This is a genomic window from Azospirillum sp. 11R-A (assembly GCF_049472615.1).
Classification (GTDB): domain Bacteria; phylum Pseudomonadota; class Alphaproteobacteria; order Azospirillales; family Azospirillaceae; genus Azospirillum; species Azospirillum palustre.
The window spans coordinates 114,935-138,788 of sequence record NZ_JBCEBL010000021.1; the positions used below are offsets into that span (position 1 = coordinate 114,935).

21 protein-coding genes are annotated in these 23,854 nt (G+C 68.6%); 16 read left to right on the plus strand and 5 right to left on the minus strand.

The window, feature by feature from the left end; translation table 11 throughout:
- Positions 1-119 precede the first annotated feature (119 nt).
- The 5 genes from VH569_RS24620 (at position 120) to VH569_RS24640 (ending at position 3,826) form a co-directional block, all read left to right on the plus strand.
- Positions 120-920, plus strand: coding sequence for an IclR family transcriptional regulator (locus tag VH569_RS24620; protein WP_423318716.1), 801 nt, complete (start codon positions 120-122; stop codon positions 918-920).
- 338 nt (positions 921-1,258) lie between these two features.
- Positions 1,259-1,465, plus strand: coding sequence for a hypothetical protein (locus tag VH569_RS24625; protein ID WP_423318718.1), 207 nt, complete (start codon positions 1,259-1,261; stop codon positions 1,463-1,465).
- Between the two features lie 105 nt (positions 1,466-1,570).
- Positions 1,571-1,798: a hypothetical protein gene (locus VH569_RS24630; protein WP_423318720.1), complete on the plus strand. Its 228-nt coding sequence runs from the start codon at positions 1,571-1,573 to the stop codon at positions 1,796-1,798.
- 226 nt (positions 1,799-2,024) lie between these two features.
- Entirely contained in the window at positions 2,025-2,888 is an 864-nt protein-coding gene (locus VH569_RS24635) for a cell wall hydrolase (RefSeq protein ID WP_423318721.1), read from the plus strand.
- A 236-nt stretch (positions 2,889-3,124) separates the two neighbouring features.
- Positions 3,125-3,826 carry a CBS domain-containing protein gene (locus VH569_RS24640; RefSeq protein WP_423318723.1) on the plus strand — a complete coding sequence of 234 codons (702 nt, stop codon included), beginning with the start codon at positions 3,125-3,127 and terminating at the stop codon, positions 3,824-3,826.
- Between the two features lie 30 nt (positions 3,827-3,856).
- Here the strand turns inward: VH569_RS24640 and VH569_RS24645 are convergent, their stop codons facing one another.
- The gene (locus VH569_RS24645) at positions 3,857-5,152 is read right to left on the minus strand and encodes an NAD(P)/FAD-dependent oxidoreductase (RefSeq protein ID WP_423318725.1); all 1,296 of its coding nucleotides are present in this window, start codon (positions 5,150-5,152) and stop codon (positions 3,857-3,859) included.
- Between the two features lie 150 nt (positions 5,153-5,302).
- On the opposite strand from VH569_RS24645, the gene VH569_RS24650 reads away from it, so the two are divergent.
- Together VH569_RS24650 and hglS are read left to right on the plus strand one after the other, a co-directional pair.
- Positions 5,303-6,226 carry a LysR family transcriptional regulator gene (locus VH569_RS24650; protein WP_423318727.1) on the plus strand — a complete coding sequence of 308 codons (924 nt, stop codon included), beginning with the start codon at positions 5,303-5,305 and terminating at the stop codon, positions 6,224-6,226.
- Positions 6,227-6,329: 103 nt separating this feature from the next.
- Positions 6,330-7,763, plus strand: a complete 1,434-nt coding sequence (gene hglS, locus VH569_RS24655; RefSeq protein ID WP_423318729.1) for a 2-oxoadipate dioxygenase/decarboxylase HglS — start codon at positions 6,330-6,332, stop codon at positions 7,761-7,763.
- Position 7,764: 1 nt separating this feature from the next.
- On the opposite strand, the gene VH569_RS24660 is transcribed toward hglS, so the two are convergent.
- Both VH569_RS24660 and VH569_RS24665 read right to left on the minus strand, forming a co-directional pair.
- Positions 7,765-9,603: a sensor domain-containing phosphodiesterase gene (locus VH569_RS24660; RefSeq protein WP_423318731.1), complete on the minus strand. Its 1,839-nt coding sequence runs from the start codon at positions 9,601-9,603 to the stop codon at positions 7,765-7,767.
- A 143-nt stretch (positions 9,604-9,746) separates the two neighbouring features.
- Positions 9,747-10,283, minus strand: coding sequence for a GAF domain-containing protein (locus VH569_RS24665; protein ID WP_423318733.1), 537 nt, complete (start codon positions 10,281-10,283; stop codon positions 9,747-9,749).
- Positions 10,284-10,743: 460 nt separating this feature from the next.
- On the opposite strand from VH569_RS24665, the gene VH569_RS24670 reads away from it, so the two are divergent.
- From VH569_RS24670 to iolB, 9 genes are all read left to right on the plus strand, one after another.
- Positions 10,744-11,886, plus strand: coding sequence for an HlyD family secretion protein (locus VH569_RS24670; RefSeq protein WP_423318735.1), 1,143 nt, complete (start codon positions 10,744-10,746; stop codon positions 11,884-11,886).
- Positions 11,883-13,475: a DHA2 family efflux MFS transporter permease subunit gene (locus VH569_RS24675; RefSeq protein WP_423318737.1), complete on the plus strand. Its 1,593-nt coding sequence runs from the start codon at positions 11,883-11,885 to the stop codon at positions 13,473-13,475. The genes VH569_RS24670 and VH569_RS24675 overlap by 4 nt, the downstream gene beginning before the upstream one ends.
- A 91-nt stretch (positions 13,476-13,566) precedes the next feature.
- Positions 13,567-14,595 carry a LacI family DNA-binding transcriptional regulator gene (locus VH569_RS24680; protein ID WP_423318739.1) on the plus strand — a complete coding sequence of 343 codons (1,029 nt, stop codon included), beginning with the start codon at positions 13,567-13,569 and terminating at the stop codon, positions 14,593-14,595.
- A gap of 303 nt (positions 14,596-14,898) precedes the next feature.
- Positions 14,899-15,909, plus strand: coding sequence for a Gfo/Idh/MocA family protein (locus tag VH569_RS24685; protein ID WP_423318741.1), 1,011 nt, complete (start codon positions 14,899-14,901; stop codon positions 15,907-15,909).
- A 98-nt stretch (positions 15,910-16,007) separates the two neighbouring features.
- Positions 16,008-17,939 carry a bifunctional 5-dehydro-2-deoxygluconokinase/5-dehydro-2-deoxyphosphogluconate aldolase gene (locus VH569_RS24690; RefSeq protein WP_423318743.1) on the plus strand — a complete coding sequence of 644 codons (1,932 nt, stop codon included), beginning with the start codon at positions 16,008-16,010 and terminating at the stop codon, positions 17,937-17,939.
- A gap of 59 nt (positions 17,940-17,998) precedes the next feature.
- Complete coding sequence (gene iolD, locus VH569_RS24695) at positions 17,999-19,846, plus strand: 3D-(3,5/4)-trihydroxycyclohexane-1,2-dione acylhydrolase (decyclizing) (RefSeq protein ID WP_423318745.1); 1,848 nt, start codon at positions 17,999-18,001, stop codon at positions 19,844-19,846.
- A 55-nt stretch (positions 19,847-19,901) separates the two neighbouring features.
- Positions 19,902-20,792, plus strand: a complete 891-nt coding sequence (gene iolE, locus VH569_RS24700) for a myo-inosose-2 dehydratase (protein ID WP_423318747.1) — start codon at positions 19,902-19,904, stop codon at positions 20,790-20,792.
- Between the two features lie 8 nt (positions 20,793-20,800).
- The gene (locus VH569_RS24705; protein ID WP_423318749.1) at positions 20,801-22,306 is read left to right on the plus strand and encodes a CoA-acylating methylmalonate-semialdehyde dehydrogenase; all 1,506 of its coding nucleotides are present in this window, start codon (positions 20,801-20,803) and stop codon (positions 22,304-22,306) included.
- A 102-nt stretch (positions 22,307-22,408) separates the two neighbouring features.
- Entirely contained in the window at positions 22,409-23,218 is an 810-nt protein-coding gene (gene iolB / locus VH569_RS24710; RefSeq protein ID WP_174472815.1) for a 5-deoxy-glucuronate isomerase, read from the plus strand.
- A gap of 131 nt (positions 23,219-23,349) precedes the next feature.
- Here iolB and VH569_RS24715 read toward each other — a convergent pair whose 3' ends face one another.
- Both VH569_RS24715 and VH569_RS24720 read right to left on the minus strand, forming a co-directional pair.
- Positions 23,350-23,595, minus strand: a complete 246-nt coding sequence (locus VH569_RS24715) for a hypothetical protein (RefSeq protein WP_098737311.1) — start codon at positions 23,593-23,595, stop codon at positions 23,350-23,352.
- 41 nt (positions 23,596-23,636) lie between these two features.
- The coding region (locus tag VH569_RS24720) for a hypothetical protein (RefSeq protein ID WP_423318751.1) at positions 23,637-23,854 on the minus strand (218 nt) is incomplete at its 5' end.

Below are 23,854 nucleotides of genomic sequence, written 5' to 3' on the forward strand. Positions count from 1 at the left end.
AAATATCGGACGTCGGTCTTGTATTCCAGACAAGCGAACGGTATATCGGACAAAGACCGCTGGCAAGCCGAAAATCCGCGTGCTAATCGGTTGTGCGACGATCAGGGAGCGTGGATCAGATGAAGAGCGGCGAAGCAGCGGTGAAGCAGGCAGAAGAGAAGCCGTCGGCGGAAAAACCGACTGGCCGGGCCCGCGGCATCGACCGTGTCATCGCGCTGATGGAGCATCTGCACGACCGGCGCGCTCCCACGCGCATCGCCGACATCGCCCGCGACACCGGCACGCCGCGCTCGACCATGTACGAGCTGGTCAACACGCTGGTGGAGGCGCGCTGGCTGGAGCTGCGCGACGGCGACGGCACGGTCTATTTCGGGCCGGCGATGCATTACTACGGCAGCGATTACCTCGACAGCGTCGACCTGATCCGCAAGGCGCGGGTCGAGGTCGCCCACATCGCCGAGACGGTGGGGGAGACCGCGCAGTTCTGCACGCTGGACGGCGACAAGTATCTGGTCGTGCTGAACGAGCCGGGCCGGCGCATGTTCCGCATCAGCTCCGAGATCGGCATCAAGGTGCCGATCCCCTGGACGGCGTCCGGCCGGCTGCTGGTCGATCACCTGGATGCCGAGGAAATCCGGCGCTTCATCCCGCCCGAGGATTTCACCCTGCCCGACGGCCGCCGCATCGCCGAGGACGAGTTCCTGGAGGACATGCACCGCGCCCGCACCCAGGGCTATGTCCGCACCACGGCGCTGGTCGACCGCTTCACCACCTGCCTTGCCGCCCCGGTCCGCGATCCGTCCGGCCGCTGCATCGCCACCATCTGCTTCGTCGTCCCCGCCGACACGACGGAAGAGGCGCAGCAGGTGATGATCGACACGCTGAAGGCCAGCGCGGAGCGTCTGTCGCCCGGCCGCTGATGGAAGCACCGACTGCGGCGCCGATTGCGGCGCCGATTGGGACGCCGGGAGGTTGTCATTTGACGACGGCGCACCACATGTTTTAAATGGGGCCAGGAAACGCGCAGTAATAGCGCTGCGAAAGCCCCATAATCCCCGATAGAGCGCTGCGAAACATAAAGCCGTATTAAGAACTGACCACATCGCCGTCTTTCGCAGCGCTATGCTGCAATGCGAAAGAGCCAGTACAGCAATGTGATGTCTCCTCTTTTGCGCATGCGGGATCGTGTCAATATCTTCCTCAACAGGCCGCTACACCGGCCGCCGGAATTCAAACCCGAAATTGAAGGAAGACCGCCATGACCTCCTATGATGTCGAATCCGCCAAGTTCGCCGCCAAGTTCGCCGTTGCCCGCATCGCCGTCGGCGTCATCCTGTTCGCCGCCATCGCCGCTGTCTCCCACATGAACCCGAACGCCATCCTGGCCGCCGACGAAGCCCGCGCCGCCGTCGCCCTGGAAATGGTCAAGACCATGCCGGTGACCGTCGCCGACGCCGCCCACTGAGCGCGTCGCGGTCCGCAGGCCGGGCCGGTGGCGCAACCCGTGGCGCAACATTGACGGCTTGCCCCTGTTTGCCGGGACTGATCCCAGGCTGACAAGGAGGCGCCGATGCCCCGCACCACCGACCCCGCAGACGGCCGAATTACAGACGGCCAAAATACCGACGGCCAAACGACGGGCGACCGCCGGTCCGGTCAGGCCCAGGTGCCGAAGCCGCCCTCCCGCGCGGAAGTCGAAGAGATCAGCCGCTCGCAGGAGTATCTGACCGACGACTGGACCGGCGACGGCGGCAGCAAGCCGCCGGGCGATGAGCCGGGCGACCGCAAGGACGGTTGAGGCCGCCACCCTCTTCACAGCAGTCCCACTCCACCGAACGGGCTGGACGCCGGAGGGATCCGATGGCGTCCAGCCCGTTCGGCTGTCCGGAAGGCTCCATCGGACCCCGAACGGCGTACATCCTCCGCCCTCAGGCTTAAGCTCTCTGAGAGATGGACGAATCCGGGAACTTGCAGTCCGCGCTCCTGTCGAAGGAAGTCCCCCTTCCTGAACCGGAGAGACTGGGATGCGCAACCTCCTCACCACTCTGCTGCTGGCAGCCGCCTTGCTTCCCACCGCAGCGGCTGCGCAGGCCGCCGGTGCAGATGACGGCGACGCCGTTTGCCGGCCGGGTGACAAGGGCTGCGCGCGGTTCGTCGGCGACGGGAAGGGCGGCGTGCCGAAACGGGGCGGTGCCAAGCAGCCGGTGATGATCGGCACGTCGGTCTTCATGCTGACCCCGTGGCAGGCCGAACGGGAGCGCCGCTGCCTCGCGCTCGCCGGCTGGGCCGAGGCGCGGGGGGAGGGGGCCGACGCCATGGCGGCCGTCATGTGGGTTGTCGCCAATCGTGCCGCCTCGGCTGATCAGCCGTCGCTGCCTTGCCGCGTCGTCGTCGCCACCGGCCAGTTCGAACCCTTCGCGGCGGCGCCCGTCGAGCCTGCCGACCGGAAGAAGGTCAAGGCGGTCAAGGCAAATGGCAAGCAGGCGGAGAAGGCGGCCCGGCAGGCGAAGGCCGAACAGGCGGCGCTGGCGGCCGATCCGCGGGTGGAAACCCGGCGCATCCTTGCGGAGCTCCGTCGTCAGGCCGCGGTGATCCGGGCGGGCGGCATGCCGTCCTGGCCGAAGACGCGCCTCGCCCCCGACCAGGAAGCGCTGCGCACCGCGCGCGGGCTGGCCTGGAACCTGAACGACGACGACATACCCGATCCGACCGCCCGTGCCTCGATGTTCTACAGCCCGCCGGCACAGGCCGCGCTGCGCCGCCAGAAGCCGGACTGGGCGGAAGCGCGGCTGAAGACCGCCTCGATCGGCGGCCATTCCTTCTACCGCACGCCGACGCCGCCCGCAGAGCGCACCATCGCCACCCTGGTGGCGGAGATTGCTGAGTAAAGTGCCGGGGTAGGCGGCCTCCAGCGGAAATGGCCGGGAGGATCTCCTGGCAGGTCCGGTTATGTCGCCCGCGGTTTTCAAGTACCGGACCATCCGAGCCAGACCCAATTTGCGGACGGGTTTCCTGTATTTTTCATGATGCGGAAAGGCCGGCGTAGAATTGCTGTAGATCAATCGCTCTCGTCTGTCGACCTCCTAGGCTGTTTCCGTTCCACGACATCAAAGGGAGAGAAACGATGAAAGCAATCGATCTGATGACGCCGCGGGTCATCACCATCGGTCCGGACGCGACCGTCGCCGATGCCGCCCGGACGATGCTGGAGAACCACATCAGCGGCATGCCCGTGGTCGATGGCTCCGGCAAGGTGGTCGGGATCATCAGCGAAGGCGACCTGCTGCGCCGGGTGGAGCTGGGGACGGAGCGTCACCGCTCCTGGTGGCTCGGTTTGGTGTCGGGCGGCACCCTGCCGGCGGAGGATTTCATCAAGTCCCATGCCAGGAAGGTCGCCGACGTGATGACCGCCCACGTCACCACGGTGGACGAGAACGCCTCGCCCGAAGAGGTCGTGCGGGTGATGGAGACGCGGCGGATCAAGCGCGTGCCGGTGGTGAGCCGAGGCGCCCTGGTCGGCATCATCAGCCGTGCCAACCTGCTGCGCGCGCTGGCCAGCGTCTCGCCGGAAACGCCGGCCGCTGCGGCGGACGACCGTGACCTGAAGGACCGGATGACCGCCGCCGTCAAGGAACTGTCGTGGGAGTCGCGCTCGCACGACGCCATCGTCGTCCGCAACGGCGTCGTCCAGCTCTGGGGCTTCGTCAGCAGCGGATCGCAGCGCGACGCGCTACGCGTCGCGGCGGAGCGCGTCCCCGGCGTGAAGGCGGTGGAGAACAACATCCAGGTCGTCGACCCTGCCGAAAGCGGCGCCTGGGGCCTCTAACCTAAAGAGTGGGCCGGGGAGGACGCGCGGTCAGATCTTCCCCGGCAGCCGCGCTCCGACCAGATGGGTTGCCTGCGCGCCATACTCATAGACGGCCTCCTGCACCGCCCGGGCCGACAGGGTGTCGGGTGCGGTGCTGGGAAGCGGCATCTCCGCCTCCGGCAGCTTGCCGGCGATGTGCTCGGCCAGACAGCGGCCGAGCACGGTGCCGGGGGCGATGCCGCGGCCGTTGTAGCCGCTGAAGCCGATGACGTTGCGGTCCAGCCGGTGGAAGCGGGGCAGGTTGTCCTTGGTCATGCCGATCTGGCCGTACCATTCGGATTCGAACCGCACCGGACCCAGCTGCGGGAACAGCGCCGCCAGCGAGCGCTGCGCCCAGGCGCGATGGATCGCGGTTCCGGTCCCGCGCAGCGCGCCGACGCTGCCGAACACCAGCCGGCCCTGGCGGTCGAAACGGTAGGAACTCAGCACCGACTTGGTGTCCCACACCCCCTGGCGTTCCGGCAGGATGGCCTTTTGCATGGCATCGGACAGCGGCTCCGTCGCCAGATTGAAATAGGGCAGGTGGACCTGCTCGGTGCGCAACTGCACCCAGGGGCCGATGCTGTAGGCGTCGGTGGCGACCACCACCCAATCGGCGGTGACCGATCCGTCCGGCGTCTTCACCTCCCACCCGGCTCTGGTTTGGCTCGCCGACTGCACGGGGCTGCCGGTGAAGATGCGGGCCCCCGCCGCGATGGCCGCCGCCGCCAGCCCGCGGGCATAGGCCAGCGGCTGGATGGTGCCGGCGCGCAGATCCAGCAGCGAGCCGGTGTAGGCCGTGGTGCCGACCTTCTCCGCCGTCTCCTTCGCGTCGAGCAGGCGGACGGGCGCACCGCGCTTCTGCCAGATGTCCGCGCGCTGTTCCAGTTCGCGCAGGCCCGCTGGGCCGACGCTGCAATGGAGCGTGCCGCTGCGCTCGTCCTCGCAGGCGATGCCGTGCTTGGTGATCAGGTCGAAGACGGCCCGCGGCGCGTTGCCCAGCAGTTCGATCAGACGCTCGCCATAGACCGGCCCCAGGGTGCTGACCAGCTGGTCGGGCATCACCCACATGCCGGCATTGACCAGCCCGACATTGCGCCCGGCGCCGCCGAAGCCGATCTCCACCGCCTCCACCACCACGGCGCTGATGCCGCTTTCGGCCAGATGCAGCGCCGTCGACAGGCCGGTGTAGCCGGCGCCGACGATCACAACGTCGGCCCGGACGCTGCCGGACAGCGGCGCGGTCGGCGGCGCCGCCGGTGCGGTGCGTTCCCAAAGCCCATGCGACCGCGGATCGTTCAGCATCCCCTGAGGTCCTTTTCGCGTCAGTTCTGTGCGCCAGTCATTCCCGGTGCGCAAGATTGACTTGCCTACCCCCTTCGACCAAATGATGTTTGTTCAACCAGTCATTCCGTTCTGGAATGAAATCCGCCCAGCCCCCGCTACAGAGCCCTGATGCAGAGCCCGCGCCGCTTCCTTCCCTCCCTGGCCCTGCTGTCCGCTTTCGAGGCGGCGGCCCGGACCGGCAGCATCACCGCGGCGGCCAAGGAGCTGTCGCTGACCCAGAGCGCGGTCAGCCGCCAGATCAAGGCACTGGAAGAGTTGCTGGAGGTCGAGCTGTTCCACCGCGAACGGCAGACCATCCGCCTGACCGCCGGCGGCGAGTATTACGTGCGCGAGGTGCGCGACGCCCTGCGCCGCATCAGCACCGCCTCGCTGAACCTGCGCGCCAACCCCTATGGCGGCACGCTCAGCATCGCCATCCTGCCGACCTTCGGCACGCGCTGGCTGGCGCCGCGCCTGCCGAAATTCCTGGCCGACAATCCCGGCATCACCATCAATCTGGTGACGCGGATGGCGCCCTTCGATTTCCGCCTGGACCCGGTGGATGCCGCGATCCATTTCGGCCGGCCGGACTGGCCGGGCGGGGAGCTGGCCCTGCTGCGCCGGGAGACGGTCCTCCCCGCCTGCAGCCGCAGCCTGCGCGACCGCTTCGATTTCCGCCAGCCCGCCGACCTGCGCCTCGCCCCGCTGCTGCACCTGACCAGCCGTCCCGACGCCTGGGAGCGCTGGCTGACCCTGCACGGCACGCCGGCCGACGGCGTGCACGGCATGCTGTTCGACCAGTTCGCCACCGCCTCCCAGGCCGCCATCGCCGGGCTTGGCGTGGCGCTTCTTCCGCTGTTCCTGATCGAGGAGGAACTGCGGTCGGGCCAGCTGGTGCCGGCGCTCGATCTGCCGATGGAAAGCGAGAACGCCTATTACGTCGTCTGGCCGTCGGAACGGGCGGGCTACCCGCCGCTGGCCGCCTTCCGCGACTGGATCCTGGCGGAGACGGCGGACTGCCGCACCCCGGCGGGTCATGAGCTTTCCTCATGAAGTCGGGAAAAACAATCGCAATCCATCCCATCGCTTCGTTGCTATAGCTGGACCATGTCAAGGACCGCGCAGGTCCAGCCAGCCAATGCGAGCGAGATTTGGAATGAGCGTCCAGACGATCACCAGAGTCGATGCCACCAGAGCCGATGCCACCAGAGCCGATGTCATCGGCCCCGATGCGATCCGCACCCTGTTCTCGACATCCATGTCGGAGATGTATCGGACGGAGGTGCCGGCCTATCAGACGCTCGTCGAGCTGGTGGAGGAGGTGAACGCGGCGCTGCTGGCCGCCGATCCGGCGGAGCGTCATCGTCTGGACTCCACCGGCGGCCTTGCCCGCATCACCGAGGAGCGCCACGGCGCCATCCGCCTTGGCACCGCGGATGAGCTGTCAACCATGCGCCGGCTGTTCGCGGTGATGGGCATGCAGCCGGTCGGCTATTACGATTTGTCGGAGGCCGGCGTCCCCGTCCATTCCACCGCTTTCCGCCCGGTGGATGGGGAGGCGCTGAGCCGCAACCCGTTCCGCGTCTTCACCTCGCTGCTGCGGCTCGACCTGATCGCCGATGCGGCCCTGCGGCAGGAGGCCGAGACGGTGCTGGCGGCGCGCAGCATCTTCACCCCCGGCTGCCTTGCCCTGATCGAAAGGGCCGAGGCCGACGGCGGACTGGACGAGGAGGATGCCGGGCGCTTCGTCGCCGAGGCGCTGGAGACCTTCCGCTGGCACAGCCGGGCCAATGTGCCGCTCGACCTCTACAACCGCCTGCACGACGCCCACCGGCTGATCGCCGACGTGGTGTCCTTCAAGGGGCCGCACATCAACCACCTGACGCCGCGCACGCTCGACATCGATGCGGTCCAGCGCCTGATGCCGGAAAAGGGCATTGCACCGAAGGCGGTGGTCGAAGGCCCGCCGACCCGCCGCTGCCCGATCCTGCTGCGCCAGACCTCCTTCAAGGCGCTGAGCGAGCCGGTCGATTTCCAGGCCAGTGACAGTGAGGGCGATGGCTGGCGGTCCGGCGTCCACACCGCCCGCTTCGGCGAGATCGAGCAGCGCGGCATCGCCCTGACCCCGAAGGGCCGGGCGCTCTACGACACGCTGCTTCAGGACTCCCGCCGCCTCGTCGCCCCGGCGGCCGACGGCTCCAACGCCGCGCAGTATATGGCGGCCCTTCAGGAGGTGTTCGCCCCCTTCCCCGACAGCTGGGACGGGATTCGCCGCCAGGGGCTCGGCTATTTCAGCTATTCCCTGACCGAGGCCGGGCGCCGCAGCCCGCCGGCACCGGGCGCCGATCTGGAAACGCTGATCGGGAGCGGTGCCGTCCGCTTCGATCCCGTCGTCTACGAGGATTTCCTGCCGGTCAGCGCCGCCGGCATCTTCCAGTCCAACCTGGGCGACGAGGCCCAGCAGGACTTCGCCGCCAGCCCGAACCAGCAGCGCTTCGAAGCCGATCTCGGCGCTCAGGTGCTGAACCCGTTCGACCTCTATGCCGAGATCGAACGCGCCTCCATCGCCGCCTGCCTGGCGGCGAAGTAAGTCAGACCGGCACGGCGGCGGGGCGGAAGGCGCCCGCCGCCAGCCAGTCTTCGAAGGCCGCCGGTGCTAGCGGCCGGGAAATCAGGTAGCCCTGGCCGAAGTCGCAGCCGTGCAGGCGCAGCCAGTCATAGGCCTCATCCGTCTCCACCCCTTCGGCGATGACCAGATATCCCAGGTCATGGGCAAGGTCGATGGTCGAGCGGACCATGATCTGGTCGCTGCGCTCATCGGCGATGGAGCGGATGAAGCGCTGGTCGATCTTCACCGCCGTCGCCGGGATGTCCTTCAGGTAGGACAGGGCGCTCTGGCCGGTGCCGAAATCGTCGATCTCCACCGCGATGCCCAGGCGGCGCAGGCGAAGAAGCTGGCGGTCGACCTCCGCCCGGTCGGTCATCAGGGCGCTTTCCGTCACCTCGAAGTCGATCCAGTCCGCCTGCACGTCGTGGCGGTCCAGCAGCGCCTCGACCCGGTCGGCGAAGTCGCCGCTGCCGAGATCCAGCATCGAGATGTTGATCGACACCGGCAGGGCGATGCCGCGCCGGTGCCAGTGCGCCACCTGGGTCAGGACGGCGCCGATCACCCATTCGGTCAGCGGGCGCACCAGCGCCGTGCGTTCGGCCAGCGGCACGAATTCGGCGGGCGAGATCGGCCCCAGTTCCGGATGGGTCCAGCGCAGCAGCGCCTCCGCCCCGATGCAGCGGTCGGTGCGCAGGTCGACCTTCGGCTGATAGGCCATGTGCAGCTGGTCCTGTCCGCCCATCGCCTCGGTCAGGCTGCGCAGCAGCAGGAAGGCACGGTGGGCGGCGCGGTCCTGCTCCTCGTCATAGGCGCACCAGGGCTTCTGCGTTTCCAGCGACTGGTGGGCGGCGCTGGTGGCGGCCCGCAGCAACTCCACGCTTTCCACGGGGCTTTCCGCCGCGATGTCCGAGCGGTGCACGAAACCGATGCCGGCGGAGGTGGCGATCGGCACGCCCTGATACTGGAAGGGGCTGCGCACCGCAGCGCTGATGCGGTCCAGCGTGGCAGCCAGATCGCCGTCGCCACCGGCCAGGATGCCCGACAGCATGAAGGCGAAGCGGGCCGGCGACAGATGGTAGAGCCGCATGCGGTCCGGCAGGCAGGCGGCAATGCGGCGGGCGCAATCGACCTCGAACGCATCGGCGCAGACCTGCCCCAGCACCCGGGTCAGCTCGGCATATTGCTGCGACGCCGCGGCATCGATCACCACCGCCGTGCCCGGCACGGACGCCGGATCGTCCGCCAGAGCATCGGCGTCGGCCAGGAAGCGGAAGCGGTTCGACAGCGAGGTGACCGGATGCAGATAGCCGACGGCGCGCCGCGCCTCGATATGCGCCATCGTCATCGCCGACAGGTCGCGCAGCGCCTCCTCCTCTTCCGGCGTCAGCGCCGGGCGCGGCTGGTCGTCGATCACGCAGATGGTGCCGAGCGCCAGCCCGTCCGCCGTGCGCAGCGGGGCGCCGGCATAGAAGCGGATGTTGGGATCGCCGGTCACCAGCGGATTGTCGGCGAAGCGGTCGTCCTGCCGCGCATCGCCGACCACGAGCAGGGCGTCGGAGTCGAGCGCATGGGCGCAGAAGGCATGTTCGCGCGGCGTCTCCTGCACCGGCAGCCCGACCCGCGACTTGAACCACTGGCGGTCGCGGTCGACCAGCGAGATCAGCGCCACCGGCACCTTCAGCAGCTTGGCGGCCAGACGCGTGATCTGGTCGAAGGCGGCCTCCGCCGGCGTGTCGAGCAGCTCGTAGCGCTGGAGCGTCGCCAGCCGGTCCTCTTCGCGGGCCGGGATCGGCGCCAGGGGCTTCGCCGTCGCGGGCGTCATCTCGGTTTTCATCCTGCTCCCGGCACTCTCGTCTTAAGCAATTCCGGCACCGATCCTGCCGACAAGTCCGTCAAAGAGCCAATGACAATGGTGCAATGCGGCATGGAAACAATCGTCGGTCTCCAGTCCTGCCGCCGTCCGTCCTATCGCCGCTCAATCGCCGCCAGCGCCGTTACGGTCAGTTGTGCCAGCACCATGCGGTCGACCATGCCGAAACTGCGCGGCGCCGTGTCGATCAGGCAGACGGAGCCGAGCGCCAGCCCCTGCCGGTCGATGATCGGGGCGCCGGCATAAAAGCGGATGTACGGTTCGCCCAGCACCAGCGGGTTGTCCCGGAAACGCGGGTCGCGGGCGGCGTCCTCCACCACCATCGGCAGGCTCTGGCGGATGGTGAAGTCGCAGAAGGCGACGTCGCGCGGCGTTTCCGGCACGGGCAGCCCGCGGCGCGCCTTGAACCATTGCCGGTCGGCGTCCAGCAGCGACACCAGCGCGATGGGCACGCGGAAATGGTCGCAGGCCCAGGACACCAGATCGTCGAAGGCGGGTTCCGGCTCGCTGTCCAGCAGCCCGGTGCGGCGCAGCGCCTCCAGCCTCGCCGCCTCGTCATCGACCGGGACGGCGCCGCGGCCGACGGTCTGCGGGGCGGCCCCGCTGGCGATGGTCTCCTTCAGAAGCGTCATGGGCTCGGCTCCGCGGTCGTGTTGGAAGGGCTGGCAGCCCGGCGATGGTGCAATTTCGTCAAGAAACAAATAATTCGCCGGGCCAGTAGATATGATCGTTGCCGTGACTTGAGCATGGACTCTTTCCTTTTACGCATGGGGCGGAACTTGGATCTGTTGGCTTCCTTATTATTTCGGAAGGCATAGCCGCATCTGATGTTATGATTGTCTAATGGACCGGCGGTTGCCTGTCTTTCTGAAAGTCCGCGCCGCCGGGCTTCGACCATCCACCTGTGGCATGGCTGTTCTGCGGATGCTTCCGCCGGCTTTCTGCCAGGCCCGTGCAACGATCGGGTGGTTCCGGTGTTTCGCGCTGGGGAGCGGGGACGCTCCCATGCGAAAAGGGAGCGGGGACGCTCCCGTGCGACAACGACCGGGCCCTTGCTGATCGCCCGGCATTTCGGTCAGGAGCGTCATAACCATGCCGGACGACCAGCAGCGCAGGGACGTCGTCGATCTCACCGGACAGGAGGCGGACAGCCAGGCCGGGCGCAGCGAACGCGGACAGCCGGCCGCGGGCGAAGACCGCAAGACGCCGGGCTTCATCCGCCGTCACCCGATTGCGATCCTCGCCCTGCTGGTGGTGATCGCCCTGCTGGCGGTGGCCGGCTACATCTACTGGCAGCGCAACATCCACCCCTACGAATCGACCGACGACGCCTTCATCGACACCCGCCAGTTCCCGGTGGCGGCGAAGGTGGGCGGCTATGTGACGGAGGTGGCGGTCGGCGACAACCGGCATGTCAATGCCGGCGACCTGCTGTTCCGCATCGACACGCGTGACTACCAGACGGCGCTGGATCAGGCGCAGGCGCAGATCGACTCAGCCCAGGCGGCGATCACCGGCTACGATGCCCAGATCGATGCCCAGCGCGCCCAGATCGAGCAGGCCAGGGCCGAGGTCTCGCAGGCCGAGGCCGCCGTCGGCTTTGCCAAGGAGGATGCGGCGCGCTACCGCGACCTGCAAAGCCGCGGCGCCGGGACGGTGCAGCAGGCGCAGCAATCCACCGCCACCCTGCAGGAACAGCAGGGCAAGCTGACCAGCGCCAACGCCGCGGTGATCGCCGCCGAACGGCAGGTCGGGGCGCTCCAGGCGCAGCGGACCAGCGCCGTGGCCGATCTGGCGCGGGCGAAGGCGCAGCTGGCCCAGGCCCAGCTGAACCTGTCCTACACCGCCGTCGCTGCCGCACAGCCCGGCCGGGTGGTGCAGCTGAGCGGGGCGGTCGGCCAGTTCGCCCAGGCCGGCCAGAGCCTCGCCATCTTCGTTCCCGACGACATCTGGGTCACCGCCAACTTCAAGGAGACCCAGATCACCGACATGCGGCCGGGCCAGCCGGTGGACATCCACATCGACGCCTATCCCGGCCGCAAGGTCACTGGCCATGTCGACAGCGTGCAGCCGGGCTCCGGCACCGCCTTTTCCCTGCTGCCGGCGGAGAACGCCACCGGCAACTATGTGAAGGTGGTGCAGCGCATTCCGGTGAAGATCGTCGTCGACCAGTGGCCGGACGGCGTCTCCATCGGCCCCGGCATGTCGGTGGTGCCGCGGGTGACGGTGCGATGAGCGCCGCTGCCGAAGGTGCAGATACCGGCGGCTTCGATGCGTCGCAGAGTGCCGCCGGCGGCCGCAACCCGTGGTTGATCGCCGTGGTGGTCTCCATCGCCACCTTCATGGAGGTGCTGGACACCACCATCGCCAACGTCGCCTTGCGCTACATCTCCGGCACGCTGGCGGTCAGCGCCGACGAGGCGTCGTGGGTCGTCACCTCCTACCTCGTGGCCAACGCCATCGTGCTGACGGCCAGCAGCTTCATCGCCAAGCGCTATGGCCGCAAGCGCTTCTATCTGGCCTGCCTGGGGCTGTTCACCGTCAGCTCGCTGGCCTGTGGCTTCGCCTGGAATCTGGAATCGCTGCTGCTGTTCCGGGTGCTCCAGGGGTTTGCCGGCGGCGGCATGGTGCCGATTTCGCAATCGATCCTGGCCGACAGCTTTCCGCCGGCCAAGCGCGGGCAGGCCTTCGCCATCTTCGGCATCGCCGTGGTGGTGGCGCCGGTGGTCGGGCCGACGCTGGGCGGCTGGCTGTCCGACAATCTGTCCTGGCACTGGTGCTTCCTGATCAACGGTCCGGTCGGGGTGATGGCCTTCACGCTGGTCAGCTTCCTCGTGCAGGAACCGAAATCCGCCATCGAGGAACGCCGGCGGCTGAAACGCCAGGGCATCCGCATGGATGTGGTCGGCTTCCTGCTGGTGGCGACCTTCCTGGGCTCGCTGGAGGTGGTGCTCGACCGCGGCCAGACCGACGACTGGTTCGCCTCCGGGTTCATCATCGCCTTCGCCGTCATCTGCGTGGCATCCTTCTGCCTGATGATCCCGTGGGAGATGACGCGGGAGAACCCGATCCTCGACCTGCGGATGGTGGCGACGCGGCAGTTCGGCTCCTGCTTCCTGGTGATGCTGGCGACCGGCGCCATCCTGATCGCGACGACGCAGTTCCTGCCGGAGCTTCTCCAGCAATATTACGGCTTCACCGCCACCTGGGCCGGCCTTGCCCTGTCGCCGGGCGGCATGGTGACGATGGTGATGATGCTGGTCGTCGGAAGGCTCGCCGGGCGCATCCAGCCGAAATACCTGATCGCCACCGGTGCCACCATCGTGGCGCTGGCGATGTGGGACCTGACGCGGCTCAACCCGGATTCAACCTTCTGGTTCTTCGCATGGTCGCGCATCTATATCGGCATCGGCCTGCCGCTGATCTTCATTCCGATCACCACGGCCTCCTACGACGGCATCCCGCGCGACAAGACCGATCAGGCCTCGGCCCTCATCAACGTCGCGCGCAATGTCGGCGGCTCCATCGGCGTGTCGATCGCCCAGAATGTGCTGGCCTTCCGCGAGCAGTTCCACCACAGCCGGCTGGCCGAGCATGTCGTGCCGTCCAACCCGGCCTATCAGCGGACCGTGGAGCAGGCGACGAGCTATTTCTCCATGGCCGGCGGCGAGGCGGGCGCGCGCGAACGGGCGGTGGCCTACATCGGCCAGCAGGTGCAGATGCAGACCGCCTACTGGTCCTACATCGACGTGTTCTTCGCGCTGATGCTGATCTCCGCCTCGGCGGTGCCGCTGGCCCTGATCCTGCGCACCGTGAAGCGCTGACCGGCAGGTGCCGTGCAAGGGTCTCTCATTCCCTCATGCTTCGTGATAGACAGCGCCGGTTCCCGCCCGTGACCGGATGAGGTGTCCGCCCATGAAGCGCCCGACGATTTCCGACCTCGCCAAGGCGGCGGGCGTCAGCGTCGCCACCATCGACCGGCTGCTGAACGGCCGGCACCCTGTGCGGGAGGAGACCGCCCGCCGCATCTTCGAGGCGGCGACCGAGATCGGCTTCCACGGCGCCAACGCCATCCGCCAGCGCGCCCTGGCGCAGCAGCCCGACTATCATCTCGGCTTCATCCTTCAAAAGGAGCGCCACGCCTTCTATCAGGAGTTCGCGGCGCGGATCGAGGAGGTGGTGGGCAGCCATCCCGACCGGCGGCTGCGCGCCACCATCCGCTTCGTCCAGTCGACATCCCCGGCCGAACTGGCCGAGCTGATCCGCGGTATGAAGGGGAAGGTGAGGGCGGTCGCGGTGACCGGCATCGACCATCACGACGCCACCGCCGCGGTGGCCGAACTGAAGGCCGCCGGCATCCCCACCTTCTCGCTGCTGTCCGACTTCGCCCAGGGCGTGCGGGAAGGCTACATCGGCACCAACAACCTGAAGGCCGGCCGCACCGCGGCGTGGCTGATGTCGAAGATTGCGCGCGGGCCGGGGCGCATCGCCGTCTTCATCGGCGCCTTCCGCTATCACGGCCATGCCCTGCGCGAGACCGGATTCCGCAGCTATTTCCGCGAGTTCGCCCCTGAGTTCACCCTGATGGACAGCATCGTCAACGTCGAGACGCGCCAGTTGACCTACGAGGCGACGCTTGGCCTGCTGGACCGGCACGACGACGTGGTCGGCATCTATGTGGCGGGCGGCGGCATGGAGGGCGCCATCGCGGCATTGCGCGAGCTCCGCCGGCCGGACGAGGTGACCTGCATCGTCCACGAACTGACGCCGGAGTCGAGGCAGGGGCTGCTCGACCGCCATGTCTCGGTGGTGATGGCGACCCCGCTGCCGGCGCTCTGCACCGACCTGATCGAGATGATGGTCCACAGCATCGAACACGGCATGGCGGAGAATCCCGGCCAGCGCTTCCTTCCCGCCCAGCTGTGGACGCCCGAAAGCCTGTAGGGGGAGTCTTCCGGCGCCATGATGGAAAACCATCATGGCGTGCCGCAAATTCTCTCATGTTTGACGGCGATCCGGCCGGCAGGCGCGTTGACCGGACCGTGCGCGATGGTGAATGCTTCCCTCGCCAACCAAGAGCGGAAACGGCCGGGAGGAAGCGCGATGAAGGTTTCGGAAGCCTAGAGCCATTCCGGCGGCCCCCAAAAACCGAAAACGGCAATCGACCCCGGTGAACCGCCCGGGCGCGGCGCGCAGGGCTGCGCGCGTGGCCCCGCTCGCCCACCGAACGACATGAGGCTTTGGAAAATGACCGTCAGAATCGGCATCATCGGCACCGGCGCCATCGGCCGCGACCATGCCCGTCGCATCAATCAGGTGCTGGCCGGCGGCAAGATCGTCGCCCTGACCGACGTCAACCGCGGGTCCGCCGAGGCGGTGCGGGCCGAAATCGCCCCTGATGCAGAGATCTTCCAGACCGGCGAGGAACTGATCGCCTCGCCGCTGGTCGATGCGGTTCTGGTCACCTCCTGGGGCGCCAGCCACGAGCAGTATGTGCTGGCCGCCATCGCCGCCGGGAAGCCCTGCTTCTGCGAAAAGCCACTCGCCACCACCGCCGACGGCGCCAAACGCATCGTCGATGCCGAGGTGGCGCACGGCAAACGTCTGGTCCAGGTCGGCTTCATGCGCCGCTACGATGCCGGCTACATCGCGCTGAAGGAGGCGGTGACCAGCCGGACCGGTGCGCCGATCATGGTCCATGCCGCCCACCGCAACCCGACGGTGCCCCAGCATTACGTCACGCCGATGGCGATCCACGACACGCTGATCCACGAGATCGACGTGTTCCGCTGGCTGCTGGACGACGATTACGTTTCCGCCCGCGTGATCTTCCCGCGCCGCGCCGCCCGCAGCCACGGCAAGCTGCGCGACCCGCAGGTCGTGCTGCTGGAGACGGCGAAGGGCGTCGTCATCGACGTCGAGATCTTCGTGAACTGCCACTATGGCTACGACATCCAGTGCGAGGTGGTGGGCGAGGACGGCATCGCCCGCCTGCCGGAGCCGATGGCCGTGCAGATGCGCCTGAACGCCAGCCTGCAGAACCCGATCCTGACCGATTGGAAGGATCGTTTCATCGCCTCCTACGACGTGGAACTTCAGGACTTCCTGAAGGCCGCCGCCCAGGGCACCGCCACCGGCCCGACCTGCTGGGACGGCTATGTCGCCGCCATCACCTCGGATGCCTGCGTCACCGCGCAGGAACGCGAGGGCGAGGCCGTCGCCATCACGCTGCCCAGCCGTCCGGCGCTCTACAGCTGAAGAGACCGCCGACCGGCCGCCTGTCCGGCGCACGGGTCCGCCGGTCCGTATCCAACGCCATCGCCAATCCGACGACCGGATTACAGCGGAGCTGACCCATGCCAACTCAACGCGGTCAAACCGAGCGCGAACTCGACGTCATTTCCATCGGCCGCTCCTCCGTCGACCTCTATGGCGAACAGGTCGGCGGCCGGCTGGAGGACATGCAGAGCTTCGCCAAATATGTCGGCGGCTGCCCCACCAACATCGCGGTCGGGACAGCGCGCCTCGGCCTGCGCTCCGCCCTGCTGACCCGCGTCGGCGACGAGCATATGGGGCGTTTCATCCGCGAGCAGCTGGTCCGCGAAGGCGTCGACACCAGCTGCGTCATCACCGACCCGGAACGGCTGACCGCCCTGGTCATCCTGGGCATCCGTGACAAGAAGACCTTCCCGCTGATCTTCTACCGCGAGAACTGCGCCGACATGGCGATCTGCGAGGAGGATGTCCGGGAAGACTTCATCGCCTCGGCCAAGGCCGTGGTGGTCAGCGGCACCCATTTCTCCACCCCCACCACCGAAGCGGCCATGCGCAAGGCGATGCGGCTGGCGCGCGAGGCCGGCACAAAGGTGGTGTTCGACATCGATTACCGCCCGGTGCTGTGGAAGCTGACCGGCCATGGGCTGGGGGAGGAGCGCTTCGTCGCCGACGGTGGCGTCACCGCCCTGTTGCAGACCATCCTGCCCGGCTGCGACCTGATTGTCGGCACGGAGGAGGAATTCCACATCGCCGGCGGCGGCACCGACACGCTGGCGGCGCTGCGCCGGGTCCGCGAGCTGACCGGCGCGACGCTGGTGTGCAAGCGCGGCCCGATGGGCTGCGTCGTCTTCCCTGGTGCCATTCCCGACAGCCTGGAACAGGGCATCCGCGGCCCGGGCTTCCCGGTCGAGGTCTACAATGTGCTGGGGGCGGGCGACGCCTTCATGTCGGGCTTCCTGCGCGGCTGGCTGCGCGACCGTCCGCTGGAAGAATGCTGTGCCTTCGCCAACGCCTGCGGCGCCTTCGCGGTGTCGCGCCACGGCTGCGCGCCCGCCATCCCGACCTGGACGGAGCTGTCCTGTTTCCTTGAAAACGGCAGCCCGACGCCGCGGCTGCGCGAGGATGCCCGCCTCTCGCACATCCACTGGGCGACCACGCGGCGCCGCGACTGGCCGGAGGTGATGGCCTTCGCCATCGACCACCGCGCCCAGCTGGAGGCGATGGCGACGCGGCTGGGCGCCGACCCGGCGCGGATCTCCGGCTTCAAGCTGCTGGCCTTGCAGGCGGCACGGCAGGCCTGCGACGGCCGCGACGGCTTCGGCATGCTGCTGGACGGCATCCACGGCCAGGACGCGCTGGACGAGCTGACCGGCACCAGCGCCTGGATCGGCCGCCCGGTGGAGCTGCCGGGGTCGCGCCCGCTGCGCTTCGAGGGCGGCCCCGACATCGCCGTGACCATCCGCGAATGGCCGGCCGAGCATGTGGTGAAGTGCCTCGCCTTCTACCACCCGGACGACGAGGAGGCGCTGCGCACCGAGCAGGAGCGTCAGATCCAGACCCTGTTCGCCGCCTGCCGCGCCACCGGGCATGAGCTTCTGCTGGAGATCATCCCGCCGCGCGGCATGCCGGCCGGTGATGACACGATTTCCCGCGCGCTGGAGCGCTTCTATGGGCTCGGCGTCCATCCCGACTGGTGGAAGCTGCCGTCGCCGGCCAGCCAGGGAGCCTGGAACAGCATCGCCGGCACCATCGACCGGCATGACCCGCTGTGCCGCGGCGTGCTGATCCTCGGCCTCGACGCGCCGGAGGAGGAGCTGAAGGCCGGGCTGGCTCTGGCCGCCCGCCAGCCGGTCTGCAAGGGCTTCGCCGTCGGCCGCACCCTGTTCGGCAGCGCCGCCGAGGCGTGGCTGGCCGGCAGCATCGACGACGCGGCGGCGGTCGCGGCGATGGAGGCAGCCTATGGCCGGCTGATCGCCTTCTGGCGGGAACAGCGCAGCCGCCACGCCGCGTGATCTTCAAGCCATCATCAAGAACAACAGGGGCCGTACCGCCCCGGTAGGGAGAAGCCATCATGGACAGTGTGCGCCTCACCGTCGCCCAGGCCGTCGTCCGCTATCTCAGCGCCCAGTATGTCGAGATCGACGGCCAGGAGCTGCCGCTGTTCGCCGGTGTCTGGGCGATCTTCGGCCACGGCAACGTGGCCGGCATGGGCGAGGCGCTGCATGCCGCCCGCGACCTGCTGCCGACCTACCGCGCCCACAACGAGCAGGGGATGGCGCATGCCGCCATCGCCTATGCCAAGGCGCAGGGACGGCGCCGCATGATGGCCTGTACCACCTCCATCGGGCCGGGTGCGGTCAACATGGTGACGGCGGCGGCGCTGGCCCATGTCAACCGCCTGCCGGTGCTGCTGCTGCCCGGCGACGTCTTCGCCACCCGCGCTCCCGACCCGGTGTTGCAGCAGGTGGAGCGCTTCGAGGACGCCACCGTCAGCGCCAACGACTGCTTCCGCCCGGTGTCGCGCTTCTGGGACCGCATCACCCGCCCCGAACAGCTGATGCCCAGCCTGCGCCGCGCCATCCAGGTGCTGACCGACCCGGTGGACTGCGGTCCGGTGACGCTCTGCCTGCCGCAGGACGTGCAGGCCGAAGCCCATGACTTCCCGGTCTCCGTCTTCGAGCGCACCGTCCGCCGCACCCGCCGGCCGGAGCCCGACCGCGACGAGCTGGCCGCGGTGACGACGGCCCTGCGGAGCGCGAAGAAGCCGTTGATCGTCGCCGGTGGCGGCGTGTTCTACAGCGGCGCCTGCGACGCGCTGGCCGACTTCGCCAGGCGCCGCGGCATCCCGGTGGCGGAAACCCAGGCCGGCAAGGGCGCCCTGGTCTGGGACCATCCCAGCAACGTCGGCGCCATCGGCGTCACCGGCTCCAGCGCCGCCAACGAGCTGGCGGCGGAGGCTGATCTGGTGCTGGCGGTCGGCACCCGGCTTGCCGACTTTACCACCGCGTCCTGGACAATCTTCGCCAACCGCGGCGCCCGCCTCGCCGGGCTGAACGTCGCCGCCTTCGACGCGGTGAAGGGCGACGCCCTGCCGCTGGTCGCCGACGCCGCGCGCGGTCTGGCGGCCCTCGACGCCGGGCTCGGCGACTGGTTGGCGCCGATGTCCTGGCAGGCTCTGGCGCAGGAGCGCACCGCGGTGTGGACCCGCGTCGTCGACCGGGCGACCGCCGATGCCGGGCTCGACCTGCCGACCGACGCCCAGGTGCTGGGGGCGGTCAACCGCGCCGCCGGCCGCGACGGCACAATCGTCTGCGCTGCCGGCGGCCTGCCGGGCGAGCTGCACAAGCTGTGGCGCAGCGGCCGGCCCGGCGGCTACCACCTGGAATACGGCTTCTCCTGCATGGGCTACGAGATCGCCGGCGGGCTCGGCGTCAAGATGGCCTGCCCGGACCGCGAGACCTTCGTCATGGTCGGCGACGGCAGCTACATGATGCTGAATTCCGAACTGGCCGTGTCGGTGGCGATGAAGCGCAAGCTGATCGTCGTCCTGCTCGACAACCGAGGCTATGGCTGCATCAACCGGCTGCAGAACGCCTGCGGCAGCGCCCCCTTCAACAATTTACTGCGCGACACCCATTACGAGACGGAGACGCTGCCCGACATCGACTTCGCCGGCCATCTGCGCGCGCTGGGCGCGGTGACGGAGAAGGTGACGGGCGTTGCCCAATTGGAACAGGCGCTGGAGCGCGCCAAGGCGTCCCCCGTCACCTACGCCATCGTCATCGACACCGACCCGCTGCCCTCCACCCGGGACGGCGGGGCGTGGTGGGACGTGCCGGTGCCGGAACTCTCGACCCGTCCCGAGGTCGCGGCGGCCCGTGAACACTACGTCGCCAACAAGGCCCGCCAGCGCCGCTGACCGCGCCCCTCTTCCCCAACTCCACCATCTTCTTCCGTCTTGGGAGCATCCGATCATGACCGTTCGTCTCGGCGTCAACCCGATCGCCTGGAGCAACGACGATATGCTTGAGCTGGGCGGGGCGACGCCGCTGGAGCAGTGCCTTGCCGAAGGTCGCGAGGCCGGTTTCCAGGGCTTCGAGCTTGGCAACAAATTCCCGCGCGATGCCGCCGTGCTGCGTCCGATCCTCGACGGTTACGGCCTGTCGCTGGTGTCGGGCTGGTACAGCGCCGGCCTGCTGGAGCGAACCGTCGCCGAGGAGATCGAGTCGGTGCAGCCGCACTTGGCGCTGCTGAAGGCGATGGGCTGCCCGGTGATGGTGGTGGCCGAGACCACCGGCTGCGTCCATGGTTCCCGCGGCACGCCGCTGTCCCGGCGTCCGACGCTGGAGTCCGGCCAGTGGGCGGAGTTCGGCCGCCGCATGGCGGAGTTCGGCGACTACCTGCGCGACCAGGGCACGCCGCTCGCCTACCATTACCACATGGGCACGGTGGTGGAGACGCCCGACGAAATCGACCGCTTCGCCGAGGTCACCGGCGACAGCGTCGGCATCCTGCTCGACACCGGCCACCTGACCTTCGCCGGCGGCAACCCGCTGGATCTGATCGCCAAATGGGGCCGCCGCATCAACCACGTCCATTGCAAGGACGTGCGCGCCGACGTGCTGGCGCGGGCCAGGGTAACCGACAGCAGCTTCCTCGACGCCGTCATCGACGGGGTGTTCACCGTGCCGGGCGACGGCTGCGTCGATTTCCCCGCCGTGCTGAAGGCATTGAAGGACGCGGACTATCGCGGCCAGTGGCTGGTGATCGAAGCGGAGCAGGACCCCGCCAAGGCCCATCCCCTGACCTACGTCACCAAGGGCCGCCAGCATCTGAGCGCGCTTGTCGCAGAATACGGGCTGTGAGCATCCAAATGACCAACATCGTTTCGCATTTCATCAACGGCGCCCCGGTCGACGGCACCAGCGGCCGCCTCGGCGACGTCTTCAACCCGGCGACCGGCCGCAACAGCGCCAAGGTGCCGCTGGCGACCGCGGCGGAGGTCGACCGCGCCGTCGCCGCTGCCCGCGCCGCCTTCCCGGCATGGTCGGCCGCCACCCCGCTGCGCCGCGCCCGGGTGATGTTCGCCTTCAAGCAGCTGCTGGAGCAGAATGCCGACCGGCTCGCCAGCCTGATCACCGCCGAGCATGGCAAGGTTCATTCCGACGCGCTGGGCGAGGTGGCGCGCGGGCTGGAGGTGGTGGAGTTCGCCTGCGGCGGCCCGCATCTGCTGAAGGGCGAGGTGGCGGAGAATGTCGGCACCCGCATCGACAGCCATTCGCTGCGCCAGCCGCTGGGCGTCGTCGCCGGCATCACGCCGTTCAACTTCCCGGCCATGGTGCCGATGTGGATGTTCCCGGTCGCCATCGCCTGCGGCAACTGCTTCATCCTGAAGCCGTCGGAACGGGTGCCGAGCGCGGCCCTGTTCATGGCGAAACTGCTGACGCAGGCCGGCCTGCCCGACGGCGTCTTCAACGTCGTCCATGGCGACAAGGTGGCGGTCGATGCGCTGCTGAGCCATCCCGACGTGAAGGCGGTCAGCTTCGTCGGCTCGACCCCCATCGCCCAGTACATCTATGCCACCGGTGCCGCCAACGGCAAGCGGGTGCAGGCGCTGGGCGGGGCCAAGAACCACATGGTCATCATGCCCGACGCCGACCTCGCTCAGGCGGTGGACGCGCTGATGGGGGCGGCCTACGGCTCGGCCGGCGAGCGCTGCATGGCGATCTCGGTCGCCGTGCCGGTGACGGAGGCGGTGGCCGACGCGCTGGTGGAGCGGCTGGCCGAGCGGGTTCGCGCGCTGAAAATCGGTCCCGGCACCGACCCGTCGGCGGAGATGGGGCCGCTGGTCACCCGCCAGCACCGCGACAAGGTGCGCGGCTACATCGACCTCGGCATCGAGGAGGGGGCGACGCTGGTGGTCGACGGCCGTCGGGTCGAGATCGCCGATCCGGAGTGCGGCGACGGCTATTTCCTCGGCGGCACGCTGTTCGACCACGTCACGCCGGAGATGCGGATCTACAAGGAGGAGATCTTCGGCCCGGTGCTGGCGGTGGTCCGCGTTCCCGACTACCGCACGGCGGTCGACCTGATCAACGCGCACGAGTTCGGCAACGGCACCGCCATCTTCACCCGCGACGGCGACACCGCGCGCGCCTTCGGGGCGGAGATCGAGGTCGGCATGGTCGGCGTCAATGTGCCGATCCCGGTGCCGATGGCCTTCCACAGCTTCGGCGGCTGGAAGCGCTCGCTGTTCGGCGACCATCACATGCACGGGCCGGAGGGCGTGCGCTTCTACACCCGGCTGAAGACCATCACCACCCGCTGGCCGACCGGCATCCGGTCCGGCGCCGACTTCGTGATGCCGACGATGACGTGAGCGGGAACGTATGATCCTTCAGTGTCCACGCCTGAGCCCAACACGGCTTCGCCAGGGGGCGGAGACGCATCGCGAGACCATCCGGCACCACAGAGGGCGACCATGAGCAAACTGCTGTTGCGCAACCACGCACCGGACCCGGCCGGCCGGGTGCACCATGTCACGCCCGAATCGGCGGGCTGGTCGTGCATCGGGTTCGACCTCTACCGCCTGGAGGAGGGCATGACCGTTTCCGGCGAGGATGCGGACCGCGAGACCTGTCTGGTCTTCGTCGCCGGGCGCGGTGCGGCGATGGCCGGCGACCGGGAATGGGCGGAGCTTGGCGACCGCATGTCGCCCTTCGAGGACAAGCGGCCCTACGCGATCTACCTGCCGCAGGGCACGCCGTGGCGGGTGCGGGCCACCACCGCGCTGGAACTGGCGGTCTGCACCGCGCCCGGCCTGAATGGCGGGCTGCCGGTGCGGCTGATCCGTCCGGAGGATGTCGGCGCCTCGGTCCGCGGGCAGGGCAGCAACACCCGCCATGTCTTCGACATCCTGCCCGAATCGCAGCCGGCCGACAGTCTTCTGGTGGTGGAGGTCATCACGCCGGCCGGCAACTGGTCGAGCTATCCGCCGCACAAGCACGACAGCGACGACGGCACGGCGGAAACCCAGCTGGAGGAGACCTATTACCACCGCATCGACCCGCCGCAGGGCTTCGCCTTCCAGCGCGTCTACACCGACGACCGCTCGCTGGACGAGGCGATGGCGGTGGAAAATGGCGACCTCGTCATGGTCCCGCGCGGCTACCACCCGGTCGGCGCCGCCCACGGCTACACCGGCTATTACCTGAACGTGATGGCCGGCCCCCGCCGCGCCTGGCATTTCAACACCGCCCCGGAACACCGCTGGCTGCTGGCCCCGGTCTGACCGGGGGAGCGCGGTCAAGGTCCCGGCAAAGGAAAGGCCCCCGTCCGGCGATCTGGACGGGGGCCTTTCCATATGATGCAACTTGCCACCGGACTTGCGGACCTTGCCGCCCGGCGGCGGCGTGTTTCGCCTCAGAGGTCGCCGAGCGACCGGTCGATCTCCCACACCAGCCGGTCGGCCAGCTTGATCGAGCGGGCGAGGTCGGCGGGGCACATCCCCAGGCCGGGATCCTCGACCACCGGGAAGCTCTCCGCCTTGTCGAGCCCCAGGCCCTTGGCGGTGACCAGCACCTCGTAGCTGCGGTTGTCCTCGTTGAACATGCATTCGGTCTCGAAGCCGCGGGCATCGCTTTCGGCCCACATGATCGCTTTGCTCATGGTCTCGTATCCTGATGTAAAGGGTTCGTTATCTGGCGAGTTTACTTGGCGAACGCCGCGTCCTTGCGGGCGGCGGACTTGCCGGCGGGCTTGACCTCGACCGGTGCGGCGTCCTGGGCCGACGGCTCGACATAGGCGCGCCCGTAATAGCTGTCGATCAGCAGTTGCCTGATCTCGGCGACCAGCGGATAGCGCGGGTTGGCGCCGGTGCACTGGTCGTCGAAGGCGGCTTCGGCAATCGCATCGACCCGCGCCAGGA